At 65.1% G+C, this 2,433-nt stretch carries 2 protein-coding genes; both read right to left on the reverse strand.

Going from position 1 to position 2,433, the window contains the following annotated elements:
- Positions 1-69: 69 nt before the first annotated feature.
- Positions 70-840 carry an IS21-like element helper ATPase IstB gene (istB, locus tag ACS8Y6_RS18290; RefSeq protein WP_440856230.1) on the reverse strand — a complete coding sequence of 257 codons (771 nt, stop codon included), beginning with the start codon at positions 838-840 and terminating at the stop codon, positions 70-72.
- A complete protein-coding gene (gene istA, locus ACS8Y6_RS18295; protein WP_440856231.1) occupies positions 833-2,335 on the reverse strand; it encodes an IS21 family transposase in 1,503 nt (500 codons plus the stop codon). The genes istB and istA overlap by 8 nt, the downstream gene beginning before the upstream one ends.
- Positions 2,336-2,433: the final 98 nt, after the last annotated feature.

A 2,433-nucleotide genomic window follows, 5' to 3' on the forward strand; every position in this document is an offset into this window, starting at 1 on the left:
TATCCGACGTCAACTACTTTGACCGGTTTGATGACAATTAGAATGGCCGGTCGATGATGCGTTCGCTGATTAGCTGTTCTCGGTTATTTTCTCCTGTCGTTGCCGGGTGTAAGCCCGTCGCCGATAGCTTTCACCGCCGAGTTCGACGATGTGCGCGTGATGGATGAGCCGGTCGATGGCGGCGACGGCCATCATGTCGTCGGGGAAGATCCGATCCCAAGCGGAGAACGGCTGATTCGATGTGATCAACACGCTGCCCGCTTCGTAGCGATGCGCGATGAGCTCGAACAACACCGAGGTTTCGGCCTCTGAGCGTTGCACATACCCGATATCATCGATGATCAGTAGCCGGTATTTGTCGAGCTTGCTCAGGGCCTCCGCGAGTCGGAGGGCGTGCTTGGCGGTTTGCAGGTCCTGAACCAGCTCGGAAGCGGGCATATAGCGCACCCGCTGCCCCTGATCGACCAGCGCGTGGCCGATGGCCGCGGCGAGATGGCTTTTACCCAGACCGGAGGGCCCGAACAGCAAGAGATTGCGGGCGGCCTCGATCCAGCCGGTCTCGCAGGCCAGCGCACTGAGCTGTTGCCGGTCAGCGCCGGTGATCGCGTCGAACTCGAAGTTCGCCAGCGTCTTGCCGGCGGGTAGACGGGCTTCCTTGAGAAAGCGCTGTAAGCGTCGCCGCTCGCGCTCGGCGAGTTCATACTCACACAATGTTGCCAACGTCTCGGACACGCTCCAGCCTTGCGCGAACGCCCGCTCGGTGACCTCGGCGTGGCAACCGGCCATCGTTGGCAGGCGCAGCTGGCGCAGGAGTAATGGCAGGGTCGCGGCATCAGCCATGACAGAGATCCCCGAGTAGCGCGTTGTAGTCGGCCAGTGCGTGCTGGCCGGTGTGGATCGCCGGCACCGGGCGCACGGCGTTCGCCGCGCCGAAGCGTGCTTGCAGCTCGGCCAGCGTCGGGGATTGGCCGCGATCCAGGGCATCGAGCCAATAGGCCCCGATCGTGTCGGCGCGATCGTGTTCGGCGGCCAGCTGTAACGCGCCCACCACGCGCTTGCAGCAGTCGTCGGTGGCCAGTTGCCGGTCGAGTCGCTGGTAGACCGTGCGCCATGCGGCACCGGGCAGCAGATCGTCGCGGAAGGCGAGCCCGGCCAGAGCCCGCGGCTTGCGGGCCAGCCAGGTGATGACGTGCCGGTAGTCGATACAGCGCCGCCGCGCGCCGGCGCGGCCGGGCGCCGCCCGCGGCAGACACATCAACTCCTGGCCCCCGTGATAGAGCACCAGGCGATCATCATAACGATGCACGCGCAGACGCTCGCCGATCAGTCGGGCCGGCACGGAATACAGCTCATGGTTGAGTGTGATCGTGCTCGAACTCGTGACCCGTACGATCGTCTCGGTGTAGTCCACACCGCGGCGACATGGCAACGGCGCCAGTGCGGCGCGCTCGGCCGCGATACGCGGGGCATTGCGACGGTTGATGCTCGTGGCCACGGCGGTGATGAACGCCCGATAAGCGGCCAGGTCGTCGAAGTCGTGAGACCCGCGGAGTGACAGGCGCTGGCGAATGCGTCGTTTGAGATGACCATGCGCCGCCTCGATACTCCCGTTTTCATGCCCGCGCCCGGGGTTGTTACGACTCGCGCGCATCCCGTAATGGACGCATAGCGCATCGTAACGCGCGGTCATGTCCGACTGGGCCTGGCGATCGAGATTGCGGAATGCCGCCGACAGGCTGTCCGTGCGATGCTCGGCGGGCACGCCGCCGAGATGTTCCAGAGCCTCGGTCACGCCTTCGGCCAAGGCCGGGTAGCTCTCGCCGCCGAGCACCACCCGGACATGGCACCAACCGCTGTAGGCCAGGCGGAAATGGAACAACCGGTGATCCAGCACCTCGCCGCGGATTGTGATGACGATCTGCTTGAGAAGAGTGAAGTCGGATAGCCCACGCAGCCCGGGCTGATGCACCTGGGGGAACATGACCTCCTTGGCCGGTCCGTGCCGTGCTCGCCAGGCCTTGACCCGCCGTTGAAGCGTGCGCAGTAGCGTGTCCGGATACTGCTCTGGATAGCGCGCCTGCAGCCACTCCAGGAGTGTGAGCGCGGCCAGACCGGGCTCCCGTTCCAGTTGCGCGCGGATCTCACCCCAGACCGCGGCAAACGGATCCTCCCGCGTCCGCCAGCGTCGTGGGGCCGGCGGATGGCCGGCCGTGCCTTGCTCGATGCGGCGCGCCGTGCGTTCGGATAGCCCCGCCTTGGCCGCCGCCGCAACCTGCGACTTCCCTTCGTTTCGTTGTGACATGTAAACCCTGACCTGTTGCTTGGTGACCGCCATCCCGCTCCTGTCCGAGCTCCGGGGAAAGGCGGTGTAGCTTAAGTGCTACCGGCCAAAGTAGTTGTCGTCAGACCGGCCAGAGTAATTGTCGTCGTATA

The organism is Salinisphaera sp. RV14 (assembly GCF_052044135.1).
In the GTDB taxonomy this organism is placed as follows: domain Bacteria; phylum Pseudomonadota; class Gammaproteobacteria; order Nevskiales; family Salinisphaeraceae; genus Salinisphaera.